Origin of the sequence: Streptomyces sp. SCSIO 30461 (assembly GCF_037023745.1) — a bacterium.
Classification (GTDB): Bacteria; Actinomycetota; Actinomycetes; order Streptomycetales; family Streptomycetaceae; genus Streptomyces.
Genome location: NZ_CP146101.1, coordinates 1,515,246 through 1,541,254, shown reverse-complemented (window position 1 = coordinate 1,541,254; position 26,009 = coordinate 1,515,246). Strand labels below are relative to the sequence as shown.

The window sequence follows — 26,009 nt, the reverse complement described above, 5'->3', positions numbered from 1 at the left end:
TGTTGCTCGATGGTTCTTCCGGTACGCCCGCGGCGTCGGCCCCGCGGGTGTTGTGTGTGTGGGGGGGCTCCGGTGGGCCCGGGAAGGCCCACCGGAGAGTCAGGGGGTGTGCGCGGACGCCCGGGACAGCGCCGCGGTGGCATGGAACAGCAGGCCGAGCGCTGCCGCTCCGCAGGCGAGCGCCGGAACGGCTCCCGGTCCCCAGGCGAGCACGGCGGACTCCACGGGCCGGGCCAGAGCGCCGCACCCGGGCAGTCGGCCGACGAGCACACAGGCCAGCGCGAGGACTTCCGCGGCAGCGGCGGCCGCGAGGCCCATGCAGGCGGACCGGGCGAAGCCATGGACCGTGAGAAGCCGCGCCAGAAAGAGCAGCAGGCCCAGGGCGACGGCGGCCACCGCGGGCACCGGCTGGACGAGTCCGACGAGTGCCACCAGGGCGGTCAGCGCGATCGCGTAGAGCGCGACGACCGCCAGCACTAGAGGCCGCACCCCGGCGGCGAAGTCCTCAAGGCCACGGCTGCCACCCAGCCTGCTGCGCGCCGCACGGGCGAACAGCCAGGCGCTGAGCGCCGCGGGGGCGACCGCGAGGGCGAGGGACAGCAGCAGGCCCACCGTCGGCTGCCAGAGGTCACCGACCTCCATCGAGTGGACCCTGCCACCGGCGAAGCGCGCCAGGAGTCCACCGCCCGCCACGGAGAAGGCGAGCAGCAGGCCCACCCAGAGCCTGCCGAAGCGCGCCGCGCGACCGGGCGCCCGCAGCGGGCCGCGCCGGAGGCTGCCGACCAGTGCCGCAGCCAGCGCCAGCGTCGCGCCTGCCGCCACGCTGACGCGTATCAGGCCGCTGCCGAGGTCAAGGGCGGTCACCCCGGCGATGGCGACGGCGCCCGGCAGCAGCGCGGGGAGCAGTGACGCCGCCCCAGGCGCGGTCTCAACCGGCCCTACCCACCCCGCTGCCCCGACGGCAGCGGATCGGGAGGTGATGGCGGGCTCACCACGGGGCACCCGGGCGTACATCTCCTCGGCCAACGAGAACACGTCCCGGTGCCGGAACCGGGCAGCGGTGCGGTCGGTCAGCCCGTGTGCTTCGAGTCCGGCCGCGATCTCCAGCGAGTCGACGGCCCGTGCGCACAGCTCGCGATGCCGGTGCATCAGCGTCTTCACGGGGTCGACGGGGCCCCGGCGGGCAGCGGCGGGGACACCCGCGGTGGTCTGCCCAAGGGGCGCCTCGTGGGTCACGGTGGTATCGATCGCCGGGCTCGCCGGGAGATCTGCGGTGGTGTCAGGCATCGGGGGCTCCTGCGGTGACCGCGTCGGCCAGGGCGCCGTCCGCCCACGAGGGACGGGCGCGGGCCCCGGTCCAGTGGCCCGGTACATGGGCCTCGGCGGGGGTGCTGAAGGGGAGGGAAGGGGAATCCGTGTCGCGGTGCGGGCAGCTGTGGGACAGGAGCTCCAGATAGATGCCGCGGAACGCGGCGAGGTTCTGCTCGACGGTGAAGAGCTCGGTGGCCCTGGCCCGTGCCGCCGCCCCGAGCCGGGCGCGGCGCTCGGGGTCGCGCAGCAGCGCGACACAGGCGTCCGCCAGTGCCTTCGGGTTGCGCGGGGGCACCACGAGCCCGGTACCGCCGATGACCTCGACGACGGCTCCGGCGTCCGTGGACACGGTGGCGCACCCGCAGAACATCGCTTCGACCAGGCTGACGGGGAAGCCTTCGACCACGCTCGACAGGACGACGACGGCACCCGCGGCATAGGCGTCGGCGAGCTCAGGCGCCTCGGGTCCGCCGATCTCCTCGAACGAGACGGGGTTGTCGCCGACGGCGTGCGCACCGGCTGCCTCGTCGGGAAACAGCTGAGCGGCCAGGGCCCGGCAGTGCGCGAGGTAGGCGGGTCCTTCGGGCCCTCGCACCGACGCGGCCAGGATCCGCAGCCGGGTGTCCGGCTCCGCTCTGCGCACCTGCGCGAAGGCGTGCAGCAACGCGACCAGGTCTTTGGCGGGTTCGATCCTGCCGACCCAGACGAGGGTGCGCGGGTCGCCGCAGAACTCGCCTTCGCCCACCTCGGTGAAGCGGTCGGCGTCCATCCCCGGATAGACCGTGCGCAGTCGCGCGGGATCGGCTCCACAGCGTTCCTGCCACCGTCGGGCGTGCGTGTTGCCGGGGGTGATGAGAGCCGCCTCGCGGTACACCTCTTTGGCCAGCAGCCCGTGGAAGCGCGCCAGAAGGGCGCGCACGGGTGCCGCCGCGCCCTCGCCTCCGGCCCCGCTTCCGGCCACCGCCAGATAGTGCGCGCGCAGTTGTACGCCGTACTCCGTGACCAGCAGCGGCACACCGAAGAAGCGTTTGGCCAGCAGACCGGGCAGCGCCCCGGCTCCGCCGGTCGTGGCGTGGCAGAGGTCGACCGCCCCGAGCGAGTCACTCCCGTACCAGTCGAGGCTCAACGGACGCAGAGCCCGCTCCAGGTGGTCGGCGAAGGCCAGGAAGTCGGGCACCGTGGCGGTGTGCGCCGCGCGGACGGCGCCAGGAGCGCGGCAGGCCGATTCCATGGCACGTACGGCGAGTTCGGACCGAAGGGCGGTGTGGAGTCCCCCCCGCTCCCGCGCCAGCTCCGCGAGTCCGTAGAGGCCATCGGCGAAGCGGTGTCGGTCGCCGCCGCAGATCCCGCCGGCCAACTCCCCGAAATGCTCGGCGAACCGCCTGCGCGCGCGCCGCCCGTGGCTGCGGCCGTCGTCCTCCGGCGCCCAGAGCGGTGCCGTGCGCACCCGCTCGACCTGCGGCGGCAGCTGGACCCAGCCGGCGTCTTCCTGTTCGGCGCTGCGGCTCAGGGCGTAGACATCGAATTCGTGCTGCGTGAGCCCACGCACGAGCCGGTCACACCAGAGCCTGCACTCACCCGTCACATATGGATAGCCACCCTCCGTGAGCAATCCGATCCGCACGACTACACCCCCGATCCCTTTTGTGGACAGCCGCTGTCGGTCACACCGGCCGGGCGTGCTGTCGCGGCCTGGCGGCGGGACGACGTTATGCGGACAAGACAGTGGCGCGACGGACGGTTGTCCATCGCGCCACCGGAAGGGGTGAATACACGTAACTTTCCCGGGCCCGCGGCGTTCGATAGCGCTACGAACGACACCCCGGCAACGGCCTCGCGCCGCCGGCCGACTTCGCGTCGCCCGGCGCGCCGCGGCGCGTCAGTCGCCGGGGTAGACCCAGGGATTGGGACGGCATCGCACTCCGTCGACGGCGAGCGACTTGGTCTGCTGCTGCATCACGGGCGCCAGGGCGCCGGGCGTCCTGCAGTCCACATGGCCGTGTCCGAGCCGGTGGCCGACCTCGTGGTTGATCAACATCTGGCGGTACGCGAGCATGGCCTCGGGCCCGTAGGTCGGGGAACCCTGGGCCCAGCGGTAGGCATTGATCATCACGCGTTCCGTCCTGTCGGAGTTGCATGAGACGTTGCCGACGGTGGTGTCCAGATCGGACTTGGCACACCAGACCCCGGTGGTACCCGGGCTGGCGAGGGTGATCACGAACTGAGGATCCCCGGAAGAGATGCGCTCGAACGTCATGTCCCCGTCGTGGGCCCAGCTCCGTTTGTCGTTGAGCGTCTGCTGGACGGCCTTTGCGAAGAGCGCACCGTCCAGGCCGATGCCCTTCTCGACATCGATCCGGTAGCGGATCTTCCTGCCGCTGCCCGGGGCCTTGTCGAAGCCGGGCACCGCCGCGAAGTCGCCCGGCCCCTTGAGCTCGGGGTCGAGCTCGAACTGCTTGGCCATCAGCTGCGCGTAGCCGAGTGGGGCGGCCGGCGCCCGGGGAGCCTGCCGCTGCGGGATGGGCCTGCTGTCGGAGCGGGACGCGGAGCCGTCCGCGCTGCCCCGGTCCGCTTCCCCCGCTGCCCGCGCATCGGACTCGGCCGCGCCATCGCCCGTGACCTGGCCCGCGACGACGACCGCGAGGACGGTGGTCACGGCCGCAGCGGCGATGCCGGTGACCGTGCGGCCCTTGATGCTCTTGCCGGCCGGCCTCGCGGCCGTTTCGTCATCCGATACTCCGTCAGGAGCCGTCTGCTTCCCGAGCTCGGACGCCTCCGTGGCGCCCCTCGCACCCGGGACACCAGGGGCGAAGGGCGGCGCACCCGGCGCGCTCGGAGCGTCGAACGCCTCGACGAACTCCCGCCGCGGACCGGGGATCCGCGCTCCGGCGCCGATGGGCTGGCCCTTCCGCACGGAGCCGGATGGACCCACGACCGGTTGCCCGCCCGTCATGGTGGCCGTCTGCCCGCGAGGGACACCCCGCCAGTCGCCGTACCGGGAGCCGCCCTGCGGCGCGCCCCAGGCGCCGCCCGGCTCACGCTGCTCCGGATGGCCGCCGCGCACCTGGGGGGAACCATGCGCCGGGGTTCCGTCGGCCCGTGTGCCGTGCACCGGTGTTCCGTGGGTCGGGGTGTCGTACGCCGGAGTCCCGTGGGCGGGCATACCGTACGCCGAAGTCCCGTGGGCCGGGGTCGGATACGTGTCCCGCCCCCCGTACGGCCCGCTCCCGCCCTCGACCCCGCTCGCCGCCGGGGCGGGCCCCGCGACACCGCCGTCGGCGGCCTTGGGCGCGGGGCCCTTGCGACTGTGTCGTCCCACGCCCCGGATCAGCTCCTACCGCTGTTGTCGTCCAGAAATGACCTGACGGCCGCCCCCACGGTCTCCGGGTACTCCATCATGGCGACGTGCCCGGCGTCCGGCAGGGTCAGCAGTCGGGAGTCGCGGAACGCCGCGGCCGCCTTGCGTGCCATCCGGTACGAGACGAGCTGGTCCCGGCACCCGTAGACGAGGAGCGTCGGTGCGAGGACCCGTTCGGCCTGCCGCCACAGTCCGTGCTGCCCGCCGAGCGTATAGGCGTCCACGAGGCCGCGGGCCGAGCGTGCCATCGCGTCCCAGAAGTACGGGAGTTCGAGCCGTCGCTCCATCTCCTCGACGGCATGCCGGAAGCCCTGGTCGGTCACCCGGCCCGGATCCCCGTAGCAGAGCGCCGTCACTCCGCGGACCCGCATCTCCGGGGTCCAGTGCTTCGTCACACGGCTGAACAGCCGGGCCGCACCGGGCAGCGCGAGCGCCGCCGTGGGCCAGGTGGCGCGCTGGGCGCGCAGCTCCGGGAGCGCGGGCGAGACGAGGGTGAGCGTGCGGACGAGGTCGGGGCGGACGGCGGCGACACGAGTGCAGATCGCGCCGCCCAGCGAGTTCCCGAGCAGGTGCACCGGACCGCGCCCGGAGGCGTCCAGCAACCGGATGACCGAGCGGGCATGCCCCGTGACGGAGTAGTTTCCGTCGTCCGGTGGCGGGGAGTCGCCGAATCCGGGCAGGTCGACCGCCTCGCCGTCCACCCGCCCTTCGAGCCGCTCCATCAGTGCGGACCAGTTCTGGGACGAGCCGCCGAGACCGTGCACGTACAGCGCGCGTGGCAGTCCGGCGGCTGCCGGGGGGCGCGTACGCACGGTGAGCGTCAGACCGGGCAGGGCGACGGAGCGCAGCTCCTCACCCGCCGCGACCCGCACTTCGCGGATCCGCGGAGAAGCCGGTGCGGAGGCACGGGAACCCGGCAACTCGGTCGAAGACATGGGGCAATGTTACGAGACGATCACGCCACCGATGCTGTGTTCGCCGTCACACGCCCCGGCTCCCCCACCCGCCCCCGGGACCGACCTCCGGATGGGCCGGGACCTCCCGCACTCCGGATCGACACCGAAACGGCACACTCCACCGCGTAGCGCCGAGCAGGAGGAACTCCTACGCTCGTATCTATAAACAGGGCACGCACCCCGCCCCCTGCTGCCCCGGACGCACAGGAAGGGATTCCGATGGCTGTCGATCCGGCGGACCCGGACACCTTCGCGGAGGACGACCAGGGCCAGGCGGTCGCTCTTGACGAATTCGCCGACCTCGAGGGGCTCGATGAGGAGGTCCCCGAGGCGGACGCGGCGGAACAGCACACGGAGCTGCAGCAGCGCCGGGACGACCCGCTGACGAGGATCAGCCTGTTCGCAGCCAACGAGGCGGACGCGGCAGAACAGGCGCGAGTGGTCGCCTTGGACGAGGACGACTACCGCTGATTCGGTCGGCTTCCGGTCCGTTCCGGCTTCCGTGGGCGCCCGGTACGTGAAATTCTGCGCTCGCACCGCGCACACCACGGTTACCGAAAAGTACGATGGCGGGCGCGGCGCCAGTGGCCGCGGCACAGGACACTGTGCGTGTACATCGAACGTGGGAGGCGGCGTGACAGCCATCGAGCAGACAGAGGCGGCGCGCCCGCGAGGCACCCGCCTGCCGCGCCGTGCCCGACGCAATCAGCTCCTGGGCGCGGCTCAGGAAGTGTTCGTCGCCCAGGGGTACCACTCGGCGGCCATGGACGACATCGCCGAGCGCGCCGGTGTCAGCAAGCCGGTGCTCTACCAGCACTTCCCCGGGAAGTTGGAGCTCTACCTCGCGCTCCTCGACCAGCACTGCGAGTCGCTGCTCCAGGCCGTGAGGGGTGCCCTCGCGTCGACGTCGGACAACAAGCTGCGGGTCGCGGCGACCATGGACGCGTACTTCGCCTATGTGGAGGACGAGGGCGGCGCATTCCGTCTGGTGTTCGAGTCGGACCTCACCAACGAGCCCGCGGTGCGTGAGCGCGTGGAGCGGGTGTCATTGCAATGCGCCGAGGCGATCTCGCAGGTCATCGCGGAGGACACCGCACTGTCCGAGGAGGAGTCCATGCTGCTGGCCGTCGGTCTCGGCGGCGTCTCGCAGGTGGTCGCCCGCTACTGGCTGTCGAGCGGATCGTCGATCCCCCGGGATCAGGCGGTGCAGCTCCTGACCTCGTTGGCGTGGCGGGGCATCGCCGGCTTCCCGCTCCAGGGCGGCGAGGCCGCCTGACCACGGCGCGGGTTCGCCCGGCCACAGCGCGGGCTCGGCACGCCGAGTCGGCCGCAGGACCGCCGTCCGGCGCGCTCGTCCCTCCACGCGGGTGCACCCGTGTTCGCTCCCGGCGTGCGCGAGGGCGCCGTACCCGGTCCCCTTACCGGGCTAATGTGTGCAGCGTACGGCGCGGCTGACCGCGCATAGCTGACCGTTCGGAGGGACAAAGCCGTGGAGGTCAAGATCGGCGTGCAGCACGCGCCCCGGGAGATCGTTCTGGAGAGCGGTCAGACCGCCGAGGAGGTGGAGCAGGCCGTGGCCGACGCTCTGTCCGGCAAGGCGCAGCTGCTCAGCCTGCTGGACGAGAAGGGCCGCAAGGTGCTCGTGCCCGGCGACCGGATCGCCTATGTGGAGATCGGCGAGGTGACGGCGCGCCGCGTCGGCTTCGGAGCGCTCTGAACCACACTTGCTTTCGAAGGGCCCGGCGGAATGCGCCGGGCCCTTCCCATGCCCCTGTTGCGGCGGGGGTTGCGCCATGGCGGGTTCGGGTAGGACGGGCTGTGACCGCAAATGCCCTGAGGTCCCCTGGAATCTCCCCCTCGGCGGGGAGAGCTCGCGGGGGCCGGTGCACGTGAGGTGATCCCGTGGTGATCGTGGAAGCTCTCGGCTCCCTACTGCTCGGAATCGTGCTGTCCTGGGCCGCCGTGCGATGGCTTTCCGACCGGCTGCCCGCACCGCGCGCGGTGTACGGGACCGGCGCGCTGGGCGCGCTCTTCGGGGCGTATCTCACGCATACGGCGATCGGGTCCGGCCATCAGCCCGCCACCCTGATCGGCGCGCTGCTCGTCGCGGGCGTCACCCTGTCGCTGCTGGTCCGCCCCTCGGGCCGCAGGCTGCGGCGGGGATCAGCCGCAGCCTGATCCCCGCCGACCCGCAGGTCCAGTCCGCCCGAAGACCGAAGTGCCGGCCCGCGGGCACCGTCCGAACGAAGCCCGCCCCCGCGCGAGTCCCGGCGCGTCAGCCGCCCGCATGGCCCGCTCATGCGCTTGCGAATACCTTCGGGCGACATCAAGGCCGGCCGCCGCTACGCCGCCAGCCCCAGCGCGGCCATCCGCTTGGTGTGCGCCTTGGTGATACGGGTGAACATCTCGCCCACCGCGGCCAGATCGAAACCGCCCGCGACCCCGCCCACCAGCATGGTCGACAGCGCGTCCCGCTCCGCGACGACCCGCTGCGCCTGGGACAGCGCTTCGCCCATCAGCCGACGCGCCCACAGCGCGAGCCGTCCACCGACCCGGGGATCCGCCTCGATGGCCGCACGCACCTTCTCCACGGCGAAGTTTCCGTGCCCGGTGTCGTCCAGGACCGCCAGCACCAGACCACGGGTGTCCGAGTCCAGGCGCACCGCGACCTCGCGGTAGAAGTCACTGGCGATCGAGTCGCCGACATATGCCTTGACCAGCCCTTCCAACCAGTCCGACGGTGCGGTCTGCCGGTGGAACTCGTCCAGCGCGGTAGCGAAAGGCTCCATGGCGGCGGTCGGGTCCGTCTCGATCGCCGACAGCCGGTCCCGCAGCCGCTCGAAGTGGTGGAACTCCGCCGAGGCCATCTTCGCCAGCTCCGCCTTGTCGGCCAGTGTGGGCGCCAGCTTGGCGTCCTCCGCGAGCCTCTCGAAAGCCGCCAGTTCGCCGTAGGCGAGCGCGCCCAGCAGATCCACCACCGCGGCGCGGTACTGGGGATCGGTCGAGGCTGCGGCCCAGTCCTGGGCGGCGATCCCGGTGAGTTCTTCGTCGGTGCCGGACACCGGCTCGGTCGCGTTGTCTGACGTCTCCATGGAGCGCACAATAGCCCGCCGACCAGTCGGGTGAAGGCCCTGGTCAGCACCGGGCACAAGATGGCTCGCCGGAATTCGCCCAACACAGATGCGCGAATCCGGGGTACAGTGCTATGAGAGCCCGTGGCGTATGCACAGTCGCGTACGCGGACGGGCCCTATGAATGAGGATGCCCGGTCGGTGGCCCGATCGGCTCCGACCCGACAGCCCTCTGTGCATCCTTTCGCACACGAGGGGCCCTCAGCGGCATGAGCGCTCGAGCGACGGCAGTGGTCCCGCGCCTTCCGGCCAACCCACGGCCGGGCCACCAGTACCAAAGGTGCGGTAAGACCCCCAGCGTTCGCCTCACGCCGCGTCTCACAGAAGAGGCAACACCCTGACTACGCAGATCATGACTTTCCGGGAACTCGGGATCTTCCCCGAGACCGCCGAGGCCCTTGAGGCCGTCGGCATCGTCACCCCCTTCCCCATCCAGGAGATGACCCTCCCCGTCGCACTGTCCGGCACGGACGTGATCGGGCAGGCGAAGACCGGCACGGGCAAGACCCTCGGCTTCGGCCTTCCGCTGCTTGAGCGGGTCGTCGTGCCCGTGGACGTCGAGGCGGGCCGGGCCAAGCCGGAGGATCTCACGGACACCCCGCAGGCACTGGTGGTGGTGCCCACCCGCGAGCTGTGCACGCAGGTCACCAACGACCTGCTGACGGCCGGCAAGGTACGCAACGTCCGAGTGCTCGCGATCTACGGCGGGCGTTCCTACGAGCCGCAGGTCGAAGCGCTCAAGAAGGGCGTCGACGTGGTCGTCGGCACCCCCGGCCGACTGCTCGACCTCGCGGGCCAGCGCAAGCTGAACCTGTCGAAGGTCAAGGCGCTGGTGCTGGACGAGGCCGACGAGATGCTCGACCTCGGCTTCCTGCCCGACGTCGAGAAGATCATCCAGCTGCTGCCGGCCAAGCGCCAGACCATGCTGTTCTCGGCGACCATGCCCGGCGCGGTGATCGGCCTCGCCCGCCGCTACATGTCGCAGCCGACCCACATCCGCGCGACCGCACCCGACGACCAGGGCGCGACCGTCGCAAACATCACCCAGCGCGTCTTCCGGGCTCACTCGATGGACAAGCCGGAGATGGTCGCCCGCATCCTCCAGGCGGAGGGACGCGGGCTCGCGATGATCTTCTGCCGCACGAAGCGTACGGCAGCGGACATCGCGGACCAGCTGTCGCGGCGCGGCTTCGCCTCCGGCGCCGTCCACGGCGACTTGGGGCAAGGCGCCCGAGAGCAGGCACTGCGCGCCTTCCGCAACGGAAAGGTCGACGTACTCGTCTGCACCGACGTCGCCGCCCGTGGCATCGACGTCGAGGGCGTCACCCATGTGATCAACTACCAGTCGCCCGAGGACGAGAAGACCTACCTGCACCGCATCGGCCGCACCGGCCGCGCAGGTGCGTCCGGTACCGCCGTGACGCTTGTCGACTGGGACGACATCCCGCGCTGGCAGCTGATCAACAAGGCACTGGACCTGGGCTTCAGCGACCCGGTCGAGACGTACTCCACTTCGCCGCACCTCTTCGAGGAACTGGGCATCCCCGCCGGCACCAAGGGCGTGCTGCCCCGGGCCGAGCGGACCCGCGCCGGTCTGGCCGCCGAGGAGATCGAAGACCTCGGGGAGCCCGGCGGCCGCGGCCGTTCAGGGCGGGCGAAGAAGGAGGAGGTTCCGGCCCGTACGCGTCCCCCGCGCCAGCGGCGGCGCACACGCGGTGGTTCGGCACTGGACGAGACCGCGGGCACGGCGGCGGAATCCGTCGAACCCGCGGCGTCCGGACCGTCCGACGCTCCGGGCCAGTCCGACGCGGACGAGGGCGCGGCTCCGCGCACCCCGCGGCGCCGTCGCCGCACCCGGGCCACCGCGACGGCCGAGGTCCCGGAGACCACCGCGGCGCCGGCCGAGCCGGCCGCGGACGAGACGGCGCCCGAGCCCGCCAAGCCGCGCCGCCGTCGCACCCGCTCCACTGCCGCCAAGGTCGTGGCCGCCGACGCCCCCGTGACGGAGACAGCCGCGGCCGAGACGGCGGCGGACGAGACGGCGGCCGAGCCCGCCAAGCCGCGCCGTCGCCGCACCCGTGCGAAGGCCGTGGCCCAGCCCGAGAGCTGAGTCCCGTCCGCTCGAGTACGTCCGGAAGAGCCCGTACCCCCTGGGTACGGGCTCTTCCCAACTGCTCGGTAACCTCGTTGTATGAGCCGTCCGCCCACCTTCGTGCCCCCCGTCTGCGCCCGGTCCCGCGTGCTGGAGACCTCGCGCGGCAGTTTCGCCGTGCTGGACGCCCAGCCGGATGGCGCGCCCCGGGGCACCGCGCTCCTCCTGCCCGGGTACACCGGGAGCAAGGAGGACTTCATCGCCATGCTGGAGCCGCTCACCGCCGCCGGATACCGCGCGATCGCAGTCGACGGCCGTGGCCAGTACGAGAGCGAGGGACCGCAGTCCCAGGAGGCGTACGCCCAGGACGAGCTGGCCCGGGACGTGCTGGCGCAGGCGGCGGCAGTCGGCGGCCCGGTCCATCTGGTCGGCCACTCGCTGGGCGGCCAGATCTCCCGTGCCGCGGTCCTCAGCGACGCGCGGCCGTTCCTCACACTGACCCTGGTCTCGTCCGGTCCGGCCCGGATCGCCGCCGAACAGCGTGACAAGGTGAAACTGCTGAGCGAGGCCATCTCGGCCATGACCATGGCCGAGATCTGGGATGCCATGCGGGCCATGGACACCCCGGAGGAGGCGGCGCTCAACGGGGACCGCGAGGATCTGCGGCACCGCTGGCTACGCCACAACCCGTACCAACTGCTCGCCACAGGCCATCAGCTGACCGTCGAGCCGGACCGGGTGGACGATCTGGCCGCCTTGCCGCTGCCGAAGCACGTGGTCTCCGGTGAGCACGACGACACGTGGCCTGTGCCCCTGCTGGACGAGATGGCGGTACGGCTCGGCGCGCGGCGCACGGTCGTCGAGGGCGCCGAGCACTCACCGAACACCGACCGTCCCGCCGAGACGGCCGCGGCTCTGGCGCGGTTCTGGCACGAGCACTGAGGCTCAAGGCCCGACGAGCCCTGAGCCCGCCCCGGAGCCGGACCAGCCCGACCAGGCCCCGACGAACCCGATGAGGCTGGCGGGCTCTGACGTCAGAGCTGGCTCTGGAGGTGTTGCCAGAACCCGTCCCGCAGGGCCCGCCTGAGGTGGGCGTGGCCGCGCAGTGAGTGCTGGAGCCGTTTCTCGGCCTCTACGAGCAGGTCCTGGTCCACAGGACCCGGCAGGTAGGGGTGCCCGGGAAGCAGTTCCAGAAGCGTCGCCCGGCCGCGCTCGGCGAGCCAGGTGGCGGCTATCTGGGCACCGACGAAGCGCACGTCGTCGCGGGACGGGGTGGGGGTGTCGTCCTCGTATGTGGTGACCGGTCGACGGGTCACATAGGGGCGGCAGAAGTCGAGGTCGAAGGTGCGCCGGCTGTCGACCTCCCACAGCAGCGGCTCCGCCTGGTTGCGGCCTTCGGCCGCCTCGATGCCCCAGAGGTGCACGCGCGCGCCGTATCCCTGGGCCGCCTCGACCGCGGAGACCAGGTCCTCGTCTCCGCCGACGAGTGCCGCGTCGCTGATCGCCCGGTGCCGCGCCAATGACTCCAGGTCGCTCCGGATGAGGGAGTCCACGCCCTTCTGCTGGTTGTTGGCGTTCAGGTTGCCCAGTCGGACCTTCACGTCGGGAAGTTCGGCGATGGACTGCTGCTCGGCGGTGTGGATGCGGCGCCTGGCGCCGTCGTACCAGTAGACCCTCAGCAACCGGCTGTCCGCGAAGATCGTCCGGGCCTTGTCGATGAAGGCCTCGATCAGCCCTTCCGCGTCCAGGTCGAAGGAGCGCCGGTCCTCGGTGCCCGCGACCAGCAACCCGGCGGAAGCATGGACGTAACCGGCGTCGACGAAGATGGCATGGGTGGACGGGGTCTTGGCGACCTCGGCGAGCATGCGCTGGAGCAGCTCGTTGGTGCGCTCCATGCGGGCACTGATGCTGCGGAGCTGGAGCTCATCGTCGGCGCTCATGTCGTTCATACGGGCCTCATGGATCTCATGGGTCTCATTGTGATGCGGATGAGGTGCCATACCGGTGAGTAGTTAGTCATCCAAAAATTTTCTTTAGCGTAGGGAATGTTTGCGGCTCTGCTCCTGTTGGCAAGGGTGGAACTGGGACGGACAGAAGGGAGAAGCTCTTTATGCGCTTCGAGATCATGCGACTGGACGACGTCGACGGCACGGCCGTGGACAGCACCGTTGTCGATGCAGCCTCCGTCAACCGGATGGTCCTCCAGGCCGCCGCGATCGGCCAGCGGATCTACATCCGGCCGGCCGAGTGCACGGCCTCATAATCCGCACGGCGCCGCCGATGCCGCCGGCCGTGGGCCGAACGCAGAATCGCCCCCGCACGGACACCTCCGTGCGGGGGCGTTGTGCTGCTCCGGGCAGCCGGGACGGCCTAAGAGCCCTGGATCACCTGAGTGATGCCGTTGATGATCTGCTGCACGGCGATCGCCGAGAGCATCATTCCGGCGAGCCGCGTCACCAGGACGACCCCGCCGTCCTTGATGAGCCGAATGATGAGCAGCGAGTAGCGCAGCGTCACCCACAGCACGACATGCATCGCGACGATCGCCGCCCAGACGGCCACCTGCTCCCCGGTCCCGGAGGCGTTCTGCACCGCGAGGATCACCGAGACGATGGCGCCAGGACCGGCCAGCAGCGGCATCCCGAGGGGCACGAGCGCGACGTTGACGTCCTTGGTCTGCTTGGGCTCGTCGGTCTTGCCGGTGAGCAGGTCCAGCGCGATCAGCAGCAGGAGCAGGCCACCCGCGATCATCAGGGCGGGCACGGAGACATGGAGGTATCCGAGGATCTGCTGGCCCAGGATGCCGAACACGGTGATCACGCCGAACGCCACCACCACGGCCTGCCAGGCCATCCGGCGCTGCACCTTGGTGGCGCGGCCTGAGGTGAGGGCGAGGAAGATCGGGGTGATCCCGGGGGGATCCATGATCACGAAGAGGGTGAGGAAGAGCGAGCCGAAGACGGCGAGGTCGAACACAGTGAGGCCTTGCGGGGGTGTGGTGGGTGTGCTGGGTGCGGTGAACGCGTGATGTCCCGCGGCTTGGTGTGCCGAGCCGGTCCCCGGCACGGCGTACGTGCCGGGGCGTACCGGATCTGCGGCAGGCGCGGATCAGCGCGTATCAGTGGGGATGCGGAGGAACGCCGGAGACCGGCGCCGGTGCTCAGCGGGCGGGCGTTCCGCCCGTGCCCGGGACAGGGAAGGCGCCGGTGGCGCGGCGAGTGATCTCGCCGTAGATCTCCGGGTCGGTCGTGTAGTCCCCGAGCCGACAGGTCTTGCGGCTGCCGTGGTAGTCGCTGGACCCGGTGGTGAGCAGTCCGAGCTCGGTGGCAAGTGAGCGCAGCCGGGCACGGGACGGCTCGTCGTGGTCCATGTGGTCGACCTCTATGCCGTCGAGTCCCGCCTCCGCCAGCCGGGCAATGGTGCCTTCGGGCACCACTTCACCGCGGGTGACGGCCAGTGGGTGGGCGAAGACCGTCACGCCCCCGGCGGCCTTGACCAGGCGGACGGCGTCGAAGGGGTCGAGCTCGTGCTTCTCGACGTAGGCCCGCCCGTCGTTCGCCAGCCAGTCGGGCGTGAAGGCCGCGGAGACGTCCGGGACGACGCCCAGTTCGACGAGCGCGGAGGCGATATGGGGGCGGCCGACGGACTTCCTGCCTGCCGCCTCGTCGCTGTGCCCGGCGATACGGGCCACCTGCTCCCAGGTGACCGGCACACCCAGCTCCTGGAGCTTGGCGACCATGGCCTTGGCCCGCGGCACCCGGTCGTCCCTGACCAGCTCACGCTCGCGCGCGAGCTCGGGCTCATCGGGGTCGAAGAGATAGGCCAGCAGGTGCAGGCCCACCCCGTCGGTCCGGCAGGAGAGCTCCGCTCCGGGGACGAAGGTGAGCGGTGCGCTCTGCCCGGCGAGCGCGGCGATGGCCTCGGCGTGCCCGGCGACAGTGTCGTGATCGGTCAGCGCGACGACGTCGAGTCCGGCGGCGACGGCGTTCCGGACGAGCTCGGCCGGGGTGTCCGTACCGTCCGAGGCCGTGGAGTGGGTGTGCAGATCGATACGCACGACGCATGGCTCCAGAGCTCGGGTCGGAAGGGGACGTTCCATCCTAGCGGGGCGCCTTACACCCCCGGGGCACCACCCTGGTGGCCGCGACCGACGAGGGCGGACGGGGGCCGCCGGCATCCGGCACCGCTGATCGCCCGAGTCGACACCACCACCGCCCCTGCATCTGCACGCCCGCCGCAGCAGCCGCTACAGCAGGAGCCGCGGGGACAGCGCCCCGCACGGCAGCAGGTCCACCTCCGAGCCCGCGTCCCGCAGATCGGTGAGTATCAACTCGTCGTACATCAGCAGCCCGGTCGACTCGGGCCAGACGACGGCCCACAGCCACAGCCCCAGTGCCTCGCCCGCGAAGACCGCGCGGTCCTCGGGCACACCGTCGACCTGCCAGAGCGGGGTCGGCCGGCCCGCGGCGAGCACCTTGGCCTGGGGTGGCTTGTCGACGGTCATACGGGGGCCCGGGTCAGGTCCGTCGATCCCCGCGAACCGGGCACCGAGACCGACGCCGAGCTCCTCCGCGACCAGCAGCAGCTCGCCCACACCACCCAGCGGTCCCGGACCGGAGCAGGCGACAGCGGCGGCGCGGCCTCCGCTGCGGTCGTCACCCGCGTAGGCGACGCCGGTGAAGAGCCAGCCGACCGGCAGTGGCCAGGGCATCCACACCGGCACCTTGGCCCGGGCCACGACGACGGTGAGGGCTTCGACACTGGGCGGGATCACCGGTTGCAGCGGCTGCACGGCACCATGCACGTCGCACTGCCACGTATCGGCGAAGAGACCGGGCGCCCTGACCCGGCCACCGCACTTCGGGCAACTGGGTTCGCCCCTCATAGCGCTCAACGGTCCTACCCGTCCGGCGTCACGTCAAGGACGATCACCCGTCCGGTTCGACGGTTTCACCCTGGTTCACCATCAAGAGCCAGATGCGCAATGCAACGATTCACCGCTCCCAGCCTCGCGTTCACGGCTCCCGCTCGGCACGGAGCGGGCCGAACCCCGCGCCTGGGATGGACCGCTCCACCAGGACTGACGTCATGTCAGCGAAACCGGTCCGCGCAGCGGGTCCCGCAGATCCGTGCCGTGCTTCAGCCACCGCTCCTGGAGTGCGGCCGCCCCGTGCACCCGCTTCCAGGCCGCCTCGTTCGGCGTCATCGGCAGCAGCGGCAGGAAGCGCACCGGCTCCATCGGCTCCGGCAGCTCCAGGTCATCGACCAGACCTCCGGGCTCGGCGACCAGCACGGAACTGAACGAGGCGTTCGGCCAGAGCGGCTCACCGACGTCCAGGGAATTCCCCGGAGCCATGATCACCCCTTCCACCTGCGGCGACGAGGCCAGCACGGCAAGCGGCCGCAGCACCTTGTCGGTGTCGGCGAGCCCACCCCGCACCGACAGCAGCAGCTCGGCGCGCGGTCCCTTCACCGGGTCGGCGAGGAGGTCCTTGGGGTCGTTCATGGGTTGCGCCGACATGCCCAGCGTGGCGTACCGGACGACGCCTCCGCCGCCCCCGTCGATGAAGCGGAGCACCTCGATCCGGTCCGTGCCGAGGAACGTCACCGCGGCACGCGCGTCCGGCTCTCCGAACGCGGTGAGCAGACGGGCCTCGACCAGAGCAAGAATTTCTCCCATCCCGCGAGCATAGATCTCATCGGGAACGGGCAAAGGAAGAGATTGACCCTCAGTCGGCTGATAGGCTTGGCCGCCTGTTCGGGAATACCTGTGTGTGACGGCGCCTCCGCGAGGACCGGAGATCAGCGACCGTTCCCGACGACACGTCATCCCCTACGGGGGACCGGCCGGAGGAGGTGGGGCTGCGGTGGATCGAAGTCGACCGTGCAGTACCAACCGCTCTTCCGCGCATTTCCTCGTCTTCTGACCGACTTTCAGCACCCCTGGGCCGACTGAGCCCTCCGGTCCGTCGAACTCTCGCGCCGCGCACCACGGCATCGCGCACGTCGGAAGAGCACATCGCCCTTGCCTGACTGTCTGTAGCGAACGCCGTCATCGCGTCCCGCGGTGCCGCCCGCTTTGCGGACGTATCCAGAAAACGTCCCCATTCCGGGCTGTGCCACGTCACGCACCGGCGGCTTCCCGTGAAGGAGCCTGCCATGTCGATGATCCGCGACCTGCGTCAAGCGGTCCGCCCCGCGCTGCGCAAGACCAGCAGCGCCTACAGCACTTACGACACCACCCGCGACCCATCCGCCTCCAGCGCCGTCGTGGACTGCGCCGTCTACCGTGACGGCGAGCGGGTGAAGGACGGCAGCTGCCTCACCCCGCAGCAGGCCATGCTGCGGGTACGCGAGGACGGCGGCTTCGCCTGGATCGGGCTGCACGAGCCGACGGAGGAGGAGTTCGCGGGAATCGCCGCGGTGTTCGGTCTCCACCCGCTGGCCGTCGAGGACGCCGTGCACGCCCATCAGCGCCCCAAGCTGGAGCGGTACGACGACACCCTCTTCACCGTGTTCAAGACCATCCACTACGTGGAGCACGCCGAGCTGACCGCCAACAGCGAGGTCGTGGAGACCGGCGAGGTGATGTGCTTCACCGGGCCCGACTTCGTCATCACCGTGCGGCACGGCGGGCAGGGTTCGCTGCGCAATCTGCGGCACCGGCTCCAGGACGACCCCGAGCTGCTCGCCAAGGGCCCGTCGGCGGTGCTGCACGCCATCGCCGACCACGTCGTGGACGGGTACATCGCGGTGGCGGACGCGGTCCAGGTCGACATCGACGAGATCGAGAGCGATGTCTTCTCGGCACCCGCCAAGGGGAGCACCCGGGGCACCGACACCGGGCGCATCTACCAGCTCAAGCGCGAGGTGCTGGAGTTCAAGCGCGCGGTGACCCCGCTGCTGCGCCCCATGCAGCTGCTGAGCGAGCGGCCGATGCGGCTGGTGGACCCCGACATCCAGAAGTACTTCCGCGATGTGGCCGACCACCTGGCCCGGGTTCAGGAGCAGGTCATCGGGTTCGACGAGCTGCTGAACTCGATCCTCCAGGCGAATCTGGCACAGGCGACGGTCGCGCAGAACGAGGACATGCGCAAGATCACGTCCTGGGCGGCGATCGTCGCCGTCCCGACGGCCGTGTGCGGTGTCTACGGGATGAACTTCGACCACATGCCGGAGCTGCACTGGCGCTACGGCTACCCGATGGTGCTCGTCGGCATCGTCGGAGTCTGTCTCACCATTCACCGCACCCTGAAGCGCAACGGCTGGCTCTAATAGGCTGCTCGCATGACTGACGCCGCTACCCCGCTGTCGCTGCCCGACCAGGCCCTGGTCGAAGAGGCCACCAAGAAGTCCGGCCTCATCTGGGTCCGTGGCACCGGCCCCGCCCGTGCACTGTGGCACGTGTGGCACGACGGCGCGGCTCATGTGGTGGGCGACGGGCACGGCGAGCAGCCGTTGCCCGGCCTCGCCGCGGGCTCCACCGCCGAGGTGACCGTGCGCAGCAAGGACAAGGGCGGCCGACTGGTGGCCTGGACCGCCGCGGTGAGCGAGCTCGCGCCGGGGTCCGATGAGTGGGAGGCCGCGGTGGGCGAACTGAAGGGGAAGCGCCTGAACGCGCCGGACGGCGAGGCGATGACGGAGCGCTGGGCACGGGAGTGCAGGGTACTGCGCCTGTCGCCGTGCACGGCCTCCACGGAGCACCCGGACGGGTCCCTGGCCGCGCCCCCGCTGCCCACGTCGGCGACCACGCGCCACCCCATCCCCCCGGGCCTCCCCCGCCTCCTGCTCCGCCGCGGCAAGCGGGGGTAGCGGGACTCGCGGGGCCCGCACGCAGGTCCTGCCCGCAGGATGCCCGTAGGCAGCTCCTGTCCGCCGGCGGCCTCGCCCGCCGGGTGCTCGGGGGCTACTTCGTGCGCGGGAGCTCGCGGCCGTAGTCCACGCTCTCCCCCTTCTCAGGCGCGGTCAGCTCGAACGCCTCGTTCCAGTCCGCCAGCGTCAGCACCCCCGCCCCGCCCGCGCGGGCGAAGCGCAGGGGATACGGGCTGCCCTTGAGGGACACGTCCAGCGTGCCGCCGCTGCCCTCGCCGCCGAGGACCTTGATGGTGCGGCTGCCGCCCACCGTGTCGTAGGCGCCCTTGCTGAGCGGGCCGTGCAGATCGAGGACCCCGTCCAGCAGGGTGGCCATCTCGGTGAAACCGCGCAACTGCTTGTACGTGGGGTCGTCCTCCGGGACCCTCACGTACTTGTCGTCCAGCTTCTCCGCTGACGTTCCGCCCGCCTGCTTCCAGAAGTCCCTGTCGGCCTTCAGATACAGCTCGTCACCGACCCGCAGCAGCGCGAACGTCGAGTTCTTCGTCGTGACCGACCCGCTGCCGCCGGCCTTCTTGAGCCGCATGTTCAGCTTGTAGGTGCCGCCCTTGGACACCAGCGTCCCGGTGAGCCGTACCGACTGCGCCCCGTCCACCGCCGCCTTGGCCCTCTCCTCGATGGCGGGGGCGTCGAGCTTGCCGACGCCGTTCGTGCCCGCGTCCGGGTCCTCGCCGCATCCGGTGACCGCGGTGAGGGCCGCGGTGATCCCCGCGCAGAGTGCGGCGGAGAGTGCCGTCCGACGGGCCCGTGCTGCGGCAGCCGGGGGGAGAGCGGTCACGTGCGCACTGCCTCTCGTCCTGGTGGTGGGGTGGCAAGAGGGCAGCGTACCCGGGGTTGTCGAGCGCTCGGGGGGCGAGCCGGACGGACCGCTCACAGGAGCGGTGACGACCGGTGCGGGCTAGCCTGAACCAGTCCGAAGCCACCACAAAGCGACGTACCGGAGCATGTGTGAGGAGGCGCAGAGCATGGCGGCTGGCGCTTCGCGGATCTTCGTCTCACACCTCGCGGGCGTGCCGGTCTTCGACCCCAACGGGGATCAGGTCGGCCGGGTACGCGACCTCGTGGCCATGCTCCGGGTCGGCCAGCGCCCGCCGCGGCTGCTCGGGCTTGTCGTGGAAGTGCACGGGCGCCGCCGGATCTTCCTGCCCATGACCCGGGTCACCGGTGTCGAGTCGGGCCAGGTCATCACCACCGGTGTGGTCAACATGCGGCGTTTCGAGCAGCGGCCGACCGAGCGCCTGGTGCTCGGCGAGTTGCTCGACCGCAGGGTCAGCCTCACCGGCTCGGGCGAGCAGGTCACGGTGCTCGACGTGGCCATCCTGCAGTTGCCGGCCCGCCGTGACTGGGAGATCGACAAGGTCTTCGTGCGCAAGGGGAAGGGCGGGGCCCTGCGCCGCAAGGGCGAGACGCTGACCGTCGAGTGGTCCGCGGTCACCGGCTTCTCCCTGGACGAGGACGCTCAGGGCGCCGAGAGCCTGGTCGCCACCTTCGAGCTGCTGCGGCCGGCCGACGTCGCCAACGCCCTGCACCATCTGACGCCCAAGCGGCGCGCGGAGGTCGCGGCGGCGCTCGACGACGACCGGCTGGCCGACGTCCTGGAGGAGCTGCCCGAGGACGAGCAGGTGGAGATCATCGGGAAGCTGAAGGAGGAGCGGGCCGCCGACGTGCTCGAGGCGATGGACCCGGATGACGCCGCCGACCTGCTCTCGGAGCTACCGGAGGAGGACAAGGAGCGGCTGCTGATGCTGATGCGGCCGGACGACGCCGCCGATGTCCGCCGGCTGCTGTCCTACGAGGAGCGCACCGCGGGCGGGCTGATGACGCCCGAGCCGATCGTGCTGCGTCCTGACGCGACGGTGGCGGACGCCCTGGCGCGAGTGCGCCAGCAGGACCTCTCGCCCGCGCTGGCCGCCCAGGTCTACGTCTGCCGTCCGCCCGACGAAACCCCCACCGGAAAGTACCTGGGCACGGTGCACTTCCAGCGGCTGCTGCGGGACCCGCCGTTCACCCTGGTCAGCTCGATCGTCGAGACCGATCTGCCGCCGCTCTCCCCTGGGACGGGTCTGGCCGCGATCACCAGCTATCTGGCCACTTACAACATGGTCGCTGCGCCGGTCGTGGACGAGAGCGGTTCGCTGCTGGGAGCGGTGACGGTGGATGACGTGCTCGACCATCTGCTGCCGGAGGACTGGCGCGAGGCCGAGTTCGAGGGGACAGGGTCCGCCGATGAGTGAATACGGGCTCAGCGAGCGCGGCGACGGCAGGGACAGAGACCGGGAACGTGATCGGGAACGGCAGTCGGGTGGGCAGCGGCCACGGACCCGGCTGGACGTCCCGCGGGCCCCCCGCCCCAGGATGCTCCCCGAATACGACCCCGAGGCCTTCGGGCGGCTGTCCGAGAAGATCGCCCGCTTCCTGGGGACCGGCCGGTTCATCGTCTGGATGACCCTCACGATCATCGTCTGGGTCCTGTGGAACATCTTCGCGCCGGACGAGCTGCGCTTCGACGAGTACCCGTTCATCTTCCTGACCCTCATGCTGTCGCTCCAGGCCTCGTACGCGGCCCCGCTGATCCTGCTGGCGCAGAACCGCCAGGACGACCGCGACCGGGTCAATCTGGAGCAGGACCGGGCACAGAACGAGCGGTCGATCGCCGACACCGAGTATCTGACCAGGGAGATCGCGGCGCTGCGGATGGGGCTCGGCGAGGTGGCCACCCGCGACTGGATCCGGTCCGAGTTCGAGGACCTGCTGCGGGAGCTGGCGGACCGGCCCGGGGTATTCCCGCCGGACGCGCCTCGGGCACGTGACGAAGGCGACCGCTGAGGAGCGTCCCCCGGCCGGTACCCGGCGCCGTACCATCGTCCGTATGGTTACGGAAGACGCGGTGCTCGAAGCACTGGCGACGGTGAACGACCCCGAGATCAACAAGCCGATCACCGACCTCGGCATGGTCAAATCGGTCGGGATCGGGGACGACGGCGCGGTGGCCGTCACGGTCTACCTGACCGTCTCCGGTTGCCCGATGCGCGAGACGATCACCCAGCGTGTCACGGACGCCGTCACGGCCGTCGAGGGCGTCACCCGCGTCGATGTCTCCCTGGACGTGATGAGCGACGAGCAGCGCCGCGAGCTCGCGGCCACGCTGCGCGGCACGACCGCCGAGCGCGAGGTGCCGTTCGCCAAGCCCGGCTCGCTGACCCGGGTCTACGCGGTGGCATCCGGTAAGGGCGGTGTGGGCAAGTCGTCCGTGACCGTGAACCTCGCCGCGGCCATGGCAGCCGACGGGCTGAAGGTCGGTGTGGTGGACGCCGACATCTACGGCCACAGCGTGCCCCGGATGCTGGGCGCCGACGGCCGTCCCACCCAGGTCGAGAACATGATCATGCCGCCGTCGGCGAACGGTGTGAAGGTCATCTCGATCGGCATGTTCACCCCCGGAAACGCGCCGGTGGTCTGGCGCGGCCCGATGCTGCACCGCGCGCTCCAGCAGTTCCTGGCCGACGTGTACTGGGGCGACCTCGACGTGCTGCTGCTCGACCTGCCCCCGGGCACCGGCGACATCGCGATCTCCGTGGCCCAGCTGGTTCCGAACGCCGAGATCCTGGTCGTCACCACCCCGCAGCAGGCCGCCGCCGAGGTCGCCGAGCGGGCCGGTTCCATCGCCGTGCAGACGCATCAGAAGATCGTCGGTGTGGTCGAGAACATGTCGGGCCTGCCCTGCCCGCACTGCGACGAAATGGTCGACGTCTTCGGTACGGGCGGGGGCCAGCTGGTCGCCGACGGGCTGACGAAGACGACCGGTGCGACGGTGCCGGTGCTGGGTCAGATCCCGATCGACGTCCGGCTGCGCGAGGGCGCCGACGAGGGCAAGCCGGTGGTGCTCACCGACCCCGAGTCCCCGGCCGGTGCGGCGCTGCGGGCCATCGCCGGGAAGCTCGGCGGCCGTCAGCGCGGCCTGTCCGGCATGTCGCTGGGCATCACCCCGCGCAACAAGTTCTGAACCGGGCGGGCGCGGGCCGAATCGAGGCGACCGCGGGCCAAGCGAACCGCCGCACATGCCGAGGGGCACCGTTCATCGCGAACGGTGCCCCTCGGCGTATGTCCGCGCCGCGGCGGCCCTACCGATACGTGCCGAGGTCCCGCACCATCGAGAAGCCGAGTCCGTACGCGCTCATCCCGCGCCCGTACGCGCCGATGTGCACGCCGTTCTCGGACGAGCCGGCCAGCACCCAGCCGAACTCCGACTCGCGGTAGTGGAAGGGCATGGGAACCCCGTCCACGGGCAGTGAGAGCTCCGACCAGGCCGGTCCCGCCAGGTCGTCCGCCAGCTCGAAGGCGGTCTCGGTCTGCTGCCTCAGCCAGTCATCGCGCAGGCCGTGGTCGAGCTGCCCAGGCCAGGTGTAGGCCAGCAGCCCGGAACCGGCCAGCCACGCCGCGGAAGACACCGTGGTGGCGTCCAGGACTCCGGTGCCGTCGCCGGTGCGGCGTACCGGGCTCGCGGCGACCGACACGACCACAGCGAAGCGTTCCTTCTCGGCGGTCGTGGCGTCGGACTTTATCGTCGGCTCGTCGCCGTGACCCACGGATCCGTGCTGCACAGTGCCGTCGGCCGCGGCGCCGACCTGCATCAGCCAGCGCGGCCCGCTGAATGCCTCGTCCAGTCCGTACCAGGGGAAGGGCGCGCGCAGATATCCGTCGACCGTACGCCGGGCCGCGGGCACCTCCTCAGCGGTGGATGCCATGGGCGCGCTCTGCGCCGCCCCTAGCCGACTCGTCGTCTCCATCTGTTCGGCCGCCTCTCGTTCACCAGGGTCCGGAGTGGCCCGCCCCCCTCGGGCGTCCTCGTTTCCCGGACAGATGGAGGATAGCCATCCGGCACCGGCTCGCCGGGATTGATGGCACGGGCGTGACTCGGGTGGCGTCTGGGACAGCGGCTCAGGTGGCGTCCGCGTCGAACGGCGGGCGCTCGCCCTTCTCGACCGTCTCCCGCTTCCTGAGCAGGTCGCCGGTGCCCGGCGAACCGTTCATGACGGCCTGAGCCGGAGCGCTGGGCTCCTTGCCGTTCACCGCGTCGGCGACGTCGTTCAGGTCCTGCCGGAAATCGAAGCTGCTGCGGATCTCCCGGAGGTCGTCGTTCTCCAGCTGCTTGCGGATGAACGCCTTCGGGTTGAGGTCGTCGAACTCGAAATCCTTGAATTCCGGTCCGAGTTCCCGGCGGATGTCGTGCTTGGCGTTGTCGGAGAACTCCCGGACCTTGCGAATGAAGCGCGAGACGTCCTGGACGACCTTCGGCAGCTTGTCCGGGCCGAAGACGAGCACGGCGAGCACCACGAGCGTGACCAGCTCGAGTGCGCCTATGTCATTGAACACCTGCTGCTCCTTGTGTTCGTGTTCTCCGTGTCCCGCCCGACCGCGCATTCGGCGACCTGGTCCACGGTACCCGGCGAATCCGTCGGGGCGGTACCTCCGGGGTGTCCGTTACGTACCGCTGGATGAACCAAGGGTCAGAGTCCTGGCCTGCTCCTTGCCGCCGCGCGTCACGGTGAGTTTCAGCTTGTCGCCGGGCCTATGGGCGCGGATCTTCACGATGAGCTCCTCGCCGTTGTGCACCCGCTGGCCGTCCACCTTGGTGATGACGTCTCCTGGGCGGATGCCGGCCTTGGCGGCCGGGCCGCCGGGGGTGATCGAGGACGAGCCGTCCCGGCTCTTCTCGCTGACCCGGGCTCCGTCGCCGGTGTACTGCATGTCGAGGCTGACACCGATCACGGGATGGGTGGCCTTGCCCGTGTTGATCAGCTCTTCGGCGACCCGCTTGCCCTGGTTGATCGGGATGGCGAAACCGAGCCCGATGGAACCTGCCTGGCCCCCGTCCCTCTCGGAATCGGTGCCACTGCCCGCCGCCCTGATGGCACTGTTGATACCGATCACCCGGGCCTTGGCGTCCACGAGCGGGCCGCCGGAGTTGCCCGGGTTGATGGGGGCGTCGGTCTGGAGCGCGTCGACATAGCTGACGTCGCTGCCGTCGCCCTTCTCACCGCCCGCGGTGATGGGGCGCTCCTTGGCGCTGATGATTCCGGCCGTGACGGTGTTCTGCAGGTCGAAGGGAGCGCCGATGGCCACGACCGGGTCGCCGACCCGGACGCTGTCGGAGTTTCCGAGGGGCAGCGGCTTGAGCCCGGACACTCCGCTGACCTTCACGACCGCCAGGTCGTACCCGCTGTCCTTGCCGACCAGCTTGGCCTCGGCCGTCTCGCCGCCACTGAAGGTGACGCTGATCTCGCCGGAGCCGCCGGCCGGGGCGACCACATGGTTGTTGGTGAGGATATGCCCCTGCTTGTCGAGCACGAAGCCGGTGCCGGTGCCGGACTCGCTGCTCCCGGTCACATGCAGGGTGACGACACCGGGGAGGGCGCTGGCCGCGATGCCCGCGACGCTGCCGGGCGCCCGTCCTGAGTTGTCGGCGGCGGCCTGGGGCAGTTCCAGTGTGGTGAGGCTGCCTCCGTTGCGCTCCAGATAGGCGCCGACGGCTCCTCCGGCGACCCCGGTGACCAGCCCGAAGGCCAGGAGGATCGCGACGGCGGAGCCCCTGCGCTTCTTCTTCGGCGGCTCACCGGTCTGGCTCAGGGTGGCCGTGCCGGGAGTGCTCCACGGGTCGTACTGCGCCCACTGCTGCGGCTGGGGCGGCGCCGCGGTAGGTGCGAGGGGTGCCGGGGCGGGTGCGGTCGGCGCGGGTGGGCCGTAGCCGGCCGGAGCCGGAGGCTGCGCGGGTACGGCGGTGCCGTGCGCGGGAGTGCCGAGCGGGTGCTGGACCGGCGGGGCAGAAGCCCATGGTCCGGTGCCTCCGTAGGGCGGCGTGTGGCTCTCGTCGAGGTCCTGCGGCGGCTGCCCACCGGTCGCCTGGGCCGGAATGGTGGGCGCCGGGGCATCGGGAGCGGGGGCGCCCGCCTGGGGCTGGGCGGCCTCGAACACGGGCTGGTCCGTCCTGGGGCCCGGCACCGTCGGCGCGGGTACGCCGGGAGCGGGCTCCGGCGGAGGCGCCGTGAGGGACGGCACCGTGGGCGGCTGGGTGGCCATCGGCGCGGGCTCGGGCGCCGCCAGGGTGTACTCGGACCGATCATCCACGGGACGGGCGGCAGGGGCCGGGACCGTATCCGTGAGACCGGGCTCCGGGGCGGCTCCACCGGGGCGGCTCCACCACTTCGGCTTCGGCCCCGTCTGCTTCCCGTGCTCCATGCGCTCCCCGCAACAGCTCGTCCATGCGCCCCGCCCGGGGGCACCCCAACCTG

At 71.1% G+C, this 26,009-nt stretch carries 26 protein-coding genes; 12 read left to right on the top strand and 14 right to left on the bottom strand.

Annotation, left to right across the window (positions count from 1 at the left end; all coding sequences use genetic code 11):
- Positions 1-99 precede the first annotated feature (99 nt).
- The 4 genes from V1460_RS07100 to V1460_RS07085 all read right to left on the bottom strand — a co-directional run bounded on the left by V1460_RS07100 (position 100) and on the right by V1460_RS07085 (position 5,604).
- Complete coding sequence (locus V1460_RS07100; RefSeq protein ID WP_338672812.1) at positions 100-1,287, bottom strand: hypothetical protein; 1,188 nt, start codon at positions 1,285-1,287, stop codon at positions 100-102.
- On the bottom strand, positions 1,280-2,935 hold the full coding sequence (gene pelF / locus V1460_RS07095; protein ID WP_338672811.1) for a GT4 family glycosyltransferase PelF: 1,656 nt from the start codon (positions 2,933-2,935) through the stop codon (positions 1,280-1,282). Before pelF ends, V1460_RS07100 begins: the two co-directional genes overlap by 8 nt.
- Before the next feature lie 255 nt (positions 2,936-3,190).
- Positions 3,191-4,630 (bottom strand): DUF3152 domain-containing protein, encoded by a 1,440-nt coding sequence (locus V1460_RS07090; RefSeq protein WP_338672810.1) that lies wholly within the window; start codon positions 4,628-4,630, stop codon positions 3,191-3,193.
- 8 nt (positions 4,631-4,638) lie between these two features.
- Complete coding sequence (locus V1460_RS07085) at positions 4,639-5,604, bottom strand: alpha/beta hydrolase (protein ID WP_338672808.1); 966 nt, start codon at positions 5,602-5,604, stop codon at positions 4,639-4,641.
- 240 nt (positions 5,605-5,844) lie between these two features.
- Here V1460_RS07085 and V1460_RS07080 point away from each other — a divergent pair, with 240 nt between their 5' ends.
- The 4 genes from V1460_RS07080 to V1460_RS07065 all read left to right on the top strand — a co-directional run bounded on the left by V1460_RS07080 (position 5,845) and on the right by V1460_RS07065 (position 7,803).
- Positions 5,845-6,096: a hypothetical protein gene (locus tag V1460_RS07080; RefSeq protein ID WP_338672806.1), complete on the top strand. Its 252-nt coding sequence runs from the start codon at positions 5,845-5,847 to the stop codon at positions 6,094-6,096.
- 163 nt (positions 6,097-6,259) lie between these two features.
- Positions 6,260-6,901 carry a TetR/AcrR family transcriptional regulator gene (locus V1460_RS07075; protein WP_338672805.1) on the top strand — a complete coding sequence of 214 codons (642 nt, stop codon included), beginning with the start codon at positions 6,260-6,262 and terminating at the stop codon, positions 6,899-6,901.
- 213 nt (positions 6,902-7,114) lie between these two features.
- Positions 7,115-7,342, top strand: coding sequence for a DUF3107 domain-containing protein (locus tag V1460_RS07070; protein ID WP_338672803.1), 228 nt, complete (start codon positions 7,115-7,117; stop codon positions 7,340-7,342).
- Positions 7,343-7,530: 188 nt separating this feature from the next.
- Positions 7,531-7,803: a hypothetical protein gene (locus V1460_RS07065; protein WP_338677933.1), complete on the top strand. Its 273-nt coding sequence runs from the start codon at positions 7,531-7,533 to the stop codon at positions 7,801-7,803.
- 164 nt (positions 7,804-7,967) lie between these two features.
- On the opposite strand, the gene V1460_RS07060 is transcribed toward V1460_RS07065, so the two are convergent.
- The gene (locus tag V1460_RS07060) at positions 7,968-8,717 is read right to left on the bottom strand and encodes a ferritin-like fold-containing protein (protein WP_338672801.1); all 750 of its coding nucleotides are present in this window, start codon (positions 8,715-8,717) and stop codon (positions 7,968-7,970) included.
- 478 nt (positions 8,718-9,195) lie between these two features.
- Between V1460_RS07060 and V1460_RS07055 the strand changes: the two genes are divergently transcribed.
- Both V1460_RS07055 and V1460_RS07050 read left to right on the top strand, forming a co-directional pair.
- Positions 9,196-10,866: a DEAD/DEAH box helicase gene (locus tag V1460_RS07055; RefSeq protein WP_338677932.1), complete on the top strand. Its 1,671-nt coding sequence runs from the start codon at positions 9,196-9,198 to the stop codon at positions 10,864-10,866.
- A gap of 81 nt (positions 10,867-10,947) precedes the next feature.
- Entirely contained in the window at positions 10,948-11,790 is an 843-nt protein-coding gene (locus V1460_RS07050; RefSeq protein WP_338672800.1) for an alpha/beta hydrolase, read from the top strand.
- A gap of 92 nt (positions 11,791-11,882) precedes the next feature.
- Here V1460_RS07050 and V1460_RS07045 read toward each other — a convergent pair whose 3' ends face one another.
- A complete protein-coding gene (locus V1460_RS07045) occupies positions 11,883-12,788 on the bottom strand; it encodes an NYN domain-containing protein (RefSeq protein WP_338677931.1) in 906 nt (301 codons plus the stop codon).
- Positions 12,789-12,958: 170 nt separating this feature from the next.
- Between V1460_RS07045 and V1460_RS07040 the strand changes: the two genes are divergently transcribed.
- On the top strand, positions 12,959-13,111 hold the full coding sequence (locus tag V1460_RS07040) for a hypothetical protein (RefSeq protein ID WP_338672799.1): 153 nt from the start codon (positions 12,959-12,961) through the stop codon (positions 13,109-13,111).
- Between the two features lie 107 nt (positions 13,112-13,218).
- Here the strand turns inward: V1460_RS07040 and V1460_RS07035 are convergent, their stop codons facing one another.
- From V1460_RS07035 to V1460_RS07020, 4 genes are all read right to left on the bottom strand, one after another.
- The gene (locus V1460_RS07035) at positions 13,219-13,824 is read right to left on the bottom strand and encodes a MarC family protein (protein WP_338672798.1); all 606 of its coding nucleotides are present in this window, start codon (positions 13,822-13,824) and stop codon (positions 13,219-13,221) included.
- A 184-nt stretch (positions 13,825-14,008) separates the two neighbouring features.
- A complete protein-coding gene (locus V1460_RS07030; protein ID WP_338672797.1) occupies positions 14,009-14,905 on the bottom strand; it encodes a PHP domain-containing protein in 897 nt (298 codons plus the stop codon).
- A gap of 189 nt (positions 14,906-15,094) precedes the next feature.
- Positions 15,095-15,733, bottom strand: a complete 639-nt coding sequence (locus V1460_RS07025; protein ID WP_338672796.1) for a DUF6758 family protein — start codon at positions 15,731-15,733, stop codon at positions 15,095-15,097.
- Between the two features lie 201 nt (positions 15,734-15,934).
- Positions 15,935-16,528: a suppressor of fused domain protein gene (locus V1460_RS07020; protein ID WP_338672794.1), complete on the bottom strand. Its 594-nt coding sequence runs from the start codon at positions 16,526-16,528 to the stop codon at positions 15,935-15,937.
- Positions 16,529-17,007: 479 nt separating this feature from the next.
- On the opposite strand from V1460_RS07020, the gene V1460_RS07015 reads away from it, so the two are divergent.
- Together V1460_RS07015 and V1460_RS07010 are read left to right on the top strand one after the other, a co-directional pair.
- Positions 17,008-18,123: a magnesium and cobalt transport protein CorA gene (locus V1460_RS07015; RefSeq protein ID WP_338672793.1), complete on the top strand. Its 1,116-nt coding sequence runs from the start codon at positions 17,008-17,010 to the stop codon at positions 18,121-18,123.
- 12 nt (positions 18,124-18,135) lie between these two features.
- Positions 18,136-18,660: a hypothetical protein gene (locus tag V1460_RS07010; RefSeq protein ID WP_338672792.1), complete on the top strand. Its 525-nt coding sequence runs from the start codon at positions 18,136-18,138 to the stop codon at positions 18,658-18,660.
- A 94-nt stretch (positions 18,661-18,754) separates the two neighbouring features.
- On the opposite strand, the gene V1460_RS07005 is transcribed toward V1460_RS07010, so the two are convergent.
- Complete coding sequence (locus tag V1460_RS07005; protein WP_338672791.1) at positions 18,755-19,498, bottom strand: hypothetical protein; 744 nt, start codon at positions 19,496-19,498, stop codon at positions 18,755-18,757.
- 187 nt (positions 19,499-19,685) lie between these two features.
- On the opposite strand from V1460_RS07005, the gene V1460_RS07000 reads away from it, so the two are divergent.
- Genes V1460_RS07000 through V1460_RS06990 form a run of 3 tightly spaced genes read left to right on the top strand, consistent with a single transcriptional unit; the run spans position 19,686 to position 22,723 of the window.
- The gene (locus V1460_RS07000; protein ID WP_338672790.1) at positions 19,686-20,954 is read left to right on the top strand and encodes a magnesium transporter MgtE N-terminal domain-containing protein; all 1,269 of its coding nucleotides are present in this window, start codon (positions 19,686-19,688) and stop codon (positions 20,952-20,954) included.
- A complete protein-coding gene (locus V1460_RS06995) occupies positions 20,947-21,546 on the top strand; it encodes a DUF1003 domain-containing protein (RefSeq protein WP_338672789.1) in 600 nt (199 codons plus the stop codon). Before V1460_RS07000 ends, V1460_RS06995 begins: the two co-directional genes overlap by 8 nt.
- A gap of 43 nt (positions 21,547-21,589) precedes the next feature.
- Complete coding sequence (locus V1460_RS06990; RefSeq protein ID WP_338672788.1) at positions 21,590-22,723, top strand: Mrp/NBP35 family ATP-binding protein; 1,134 nt, start codon at positions 21,590-21,592, stop codon at positions 22,721-22,723.
- A gap of 118 nt (positions 22,724-22,841) precedes the next feature.
- On the opposite strand, the gene V1460_RS06985 is transcribed toward V1460_RS06990, so the two are convergent.
- From V1460_RS06985 to V1460_RS06975, 3 genes are all read right to left on the bottom strand, one after another.
- The gene (locus V1460_RS06985) at positions 22,842-23,507 is read right to left on the bottom strand and encodes a hypothetical protein (RefSeq protein WP_407077415.1); all 666 of its coding nucleotides are present in this window, start codon (positions 23,505-23,507) and stop codon (positions 22,842-22,844) included.
- Between the two features lie 151 nt (positions 23,508-23,658).
- Positions 23,659-24,093, bottom strand: coding sequence for a sec-independent translocase (locus V1460_RS06980; protein ID WP_338672786.1), 435 nt, complete (start codon positions 24,091-24,093; stop codon positions 23,659-23,661).
- Between the two features lie 108 nt (positions 24,094-24,201).
- Positions 24,202-25,956 (bottom strand): trypsin-like peptidase domain-containing protein, encoded by a 1,755-nt coding sequence (locus V1460_RS06975; protein WP_338672785.1) that lies wholly within the window; start codon positions 25,954-25,956, stop codon positions 24,202-24,204.
- Positions 25,957-26,009 lie beyond the last annotated feature (53 nt).